The following is a 1005-nucleotide window of genomic DNA, read 5'->3' on the forward strand; positions in this document are numbered from 1 at the left end:
GCATGGGATGCCCAGAGGTCGAAGCTTGCCATTCTTTTTGGGGATATAGATACGCTTGAGTGGTTTAGCTTGATAAGCTTTTCGACTCAATTGATTCACTGCATTCATGCGACGTGCATCTGTATTCCAGAGAACGCCATCTATTCCAGGCGTTTTACTACCTTTGTTTTGAGATACTCGCTTAACAGCAAGAAGTTTTGCTGAACGAGAATGGGTTAGTATCCACTGTAAGGCTTTTGCTTTACCGTGATTACCTTCTCTAGTTGCCTTTGCGATACGCATTTGGAGCTTTAAGACATGCGCCTCCACAGCCTTCCAGTTAATGGATTGCCATTGTGCACTGTCAGAAGATGCACTAATCTCGTTCGAAATCATCATTTGCTTTTCTTCCTTAATAAAGTTCTTCAAACTCTCTCGCAACGGGAGACCAGTTGGAAGTGGGCTCACTTTCGTGATCAGGCATGTGCCTGTATCTGCATCATTACAATCCAGCTTTCGCTTTCTCCAACCTCCTTTACCTGCATCACTATCGGCCACATAGGCTTTCCCAGAGGGAGTGATACAGGCTTACCATGTTCCGTATGTCTCGTAATGTCAGGGTAGATGCCCACTATAATGCGGAGAGCATTTCGATCACGAAAGAATACACACAAACTTCTTTCCTACTCTCGTTGCTTATTTAGCTACAGCGTCTAAACCACTTCCGCTGCTTGTGAAATTACGCATCTGACGTGGATTCACTTCTGTTCATCATACTGACTCCCTAGCACTTACCCGATTTATGTGGTTATCAGGAGGAGCTTCCTCTCGCGATTCAGTTCCCGTCCATCAGATAGACTTTGTTACATTGTCAGGCTCGCTTCTTTATTCAGAGCCGTAGGGTCATTTGGTGATACAAATGGTTCGCTCTTTTCGTGGCGAACAACGATTCATACGACTTCATGTCGCACTACGCGGATTCACTTATGTTCATCATGCTGACTACCTAGCACTCACCCGATGTTG

At 45.2% G+C, this 1005-nt stretch carries 1 protein-coding gene; it reads right to left on the reverse strand.

Translation table 11 applies throughout. The annotated features are described in order from the left end of the window. Positions 1–378: reverse transcriptase N-terminal domain-containing protein (locus AB6E52_RS23125; protein ID WP_372189998.1), on the reverse strand; the 378-nt coding region annotated here is incomplete at its 3' end. Between the last annotated feature and the right edge of the window lie 627 nt (positions 379–1005).

Source organism: Vibrio sp. 10N.247.311.13 (genome assembly GCF_041467595.1).
Taxonomy (GTDB): domain Bacteria; phylum Pseudomonadota; class Gammaproteobacteria; order Enterobacterales; family Vibrionaceae; genus Vibrio; species Vibrio crassostreae_C.